We start from the raw sequence: 1,866 nt of genomic DNA, 5'->3' as shown, positions 1-1,866 counted from the left end.
CCCCTAGCTTGGGCGAACGGGGAACTGGCGGGGGCGGTAGATGTTTCTGAAGCAGGAGATCTGCTTGGAATAGAGCTAATTGGTCTAGAAGAGGAAATAAAAAACCCTTCTTCATTTGACTTTTAATGAAGTTTTTTATACCAATTAGCCCTCCAATCACAACGACTAAATCAGATAACTATAAAAAGCTACGTCTTACTGCTCTCCGAGTTTTACGTCGTGGCGTCGACGAAACGGTTACAGGGTTCTGGGACGCATGGATCAAATCAAATGCGGCCTCAACAATCGGGCGTAGTGAGGCAGGTACTTCCCCTCGCTCCTGGATGATCCGGGTGGTGGCCTCAAGCTCCTGGACTACCTCTGCCAGGGTCTCCTGCGGGGTTTTCAGATCCAGCTCAGCCTGGAGACGCGCGGCTTCGACCTCCTGGGCGTGGCGCTGGCGAGCACGTTCTCGGCTAGCTGCCGCCCGACAAGCATCCGAGCAATACTTCGCCCTGCGTCCGCGCGGGTCAGGCCGGGGCGGGATTTTCCCCCCGCATTGGGCACACGTATCCGTCATTCGTTCACGGCATCCTTCGCCTCGGCCTGGTCTGCCAGCCCCTCCAACGTCTGGGCAATGAAGGTCAACGTGTCTGCATCGAGCTGCCAATCACGCTCATGCACCGCGTCTAAATCGCTATCCCCAGACCGGCCGATCTGCTCTAAAAACTCCACGACTTGAGAGAGAACATGCGCACTCTCCCGTGCCCGGACAGCCACATCGAGAGGGTCTGCTGCGCCAAGATCGTTCAGGATTGCGCCGGTTTCTGAGGTCAAAGGTCCGTGAGTCATGCCCCCATTATAACGAACGTTCGTTATAAATGTCGGACTTTCGACCACTTCCACTCCGCCGAAGCGCGTCACGCAGCGCATCTCGAATGCGCCCTAGAAGGATCTCCGGGACGCAAAAGTGGCTCAACCTGCGCCCTCGCGGGGCCACCTGTCGGGAAAGAAGTCAGCCGGTAGCAAATATGAATATGTGAATTTTGGGGAGCCGCTGAGGGGATTGTCGCGCCCCCGTTTTCGCCGTTTTCCGCACTATTTTTGCACGCTAAAACGCGCTGACCTGCGAAGCAGCACTTTAGTGCATGAGGTGTGTGGTTAGTTTTCCCCTCGGAGAGGGCGAGCGCGCGAAGCGCTTTAGGCGATGGATGATTTTCCTTCCTGAGCAAGTGAGCGCGCAGCGGTCACGCGCTAGCCCGTGGCAAGAAATGCGCTGTGCGCGTTTTTAAGCGATTAAAGCCCCGGGAGGCGACCAAGTCCCCACACGAACCGTCTCAAGCGCCCTACGGCGCTCCTGGGCGCTATGCGCGCCCCCTTCCCGACTGACGGGCGGGGAGCAAGTGACACCTGCGTCGCCGAGCGCGGTGTGGCCACGCGCCTCGCTTACGGCATGACCCGTCTCGAAAGTCGCCGGGAGAAAAATAAAAACCCCTCTCCCCGACACGGTGTAAACATTGTTTACATCTACCGAAGCGAGAGGAAACTTTTCATGGCCACCAACCAGAAGAACCCCGCCGGACGCGGCCCCGTGGTCTCCGTGCGCCTGGAGCCGGAGCTGATCGAGCGCCTGGACGCGCTCGCCGAGCGCACCAAGCGATCACGTGGAACCTATCTCCGCATGGCGCTGTGGGCGGCGCTGCCGGAGCTGGAACGGATCCACTGGGAGCAAGCTGCCGCCGATTTCGAGGAGCTAGCGATCAAGGATGCGTTCGAGGAGATCACCCAGCAGCTGATGGACGAAGCCAGCAAGCTCCGGAAGTCTGACTGAGGGAAAAGTTAAACAACGGTCTGTTTGTTAGACGCTCCAGCCATGATGTTTTTAGA

Annotated in this window: 2 protein-coding genes; one reads left to right on the top strand and one right to left on the bottom strand. The window is 58.1% G+C overall.

The genetic code is table 11. The annotated features are described in order from the left end of the window. Positions 1-555: 555 nt before the first annotated feature. Positions 556-831: a hypothetical protein gene (locus ACFVXH_RS41260; RefSeq protein WP_387831228.1), complete on the bottom strand. Its 276-nt coding sequence runs from the start codon at positions 829-831 to the stop codon at positions 556-558. A 700-nt stretch (positions 832-1,531) separates the two neighbouring features. Between ACFVXH_RS41260 and ACFVXH_RS41255 the strand changes: the two genes are divergently transcribed. Continuing rightward, on the top strand, positions 1,532-1,810 hold the full coding sequence (locus tag ACFVXH_RS41255) for a ribbon-helix-helix protein, CopG family (protein WP_290280303.1): 279 nt from the start codon (positions 1,532-1,534) through the stop codon (positions 1,808-1,810). Positions 1,811-1,866: the final 56 nt, after the last annotated feature.

This window comes from Kitasatospora sp. NPDC058184, from assembly GCF_042883725.1.
Lineage (GTDB): Bacteria > Actinomycetota > Actinomycetes > Streptomycetales > Streptomycetaceae > Kitasatospora.
This window is presented reverse-complemented; position numbering and strand designations above follow the sequence as displayed.

What these genes read in the sequence shown, in the direction of transcription:
- ACFVXH_RS41260 (WP_387831228.1), bottom strand. Translation starts at nt 831, where the DNA reads ATGACTCACGGACCTTTGACCTCAGAAACCGGCGCAATCCTGAACGAT.
- ACFVXH_RS41255 (WP_290280303.1), top strand. Translation starts at nt 1,532, where the DNA reads ATGGCCACCAACCAGAAGAACCCCGCCGGACGCGGCCCCGTGGTCTCC.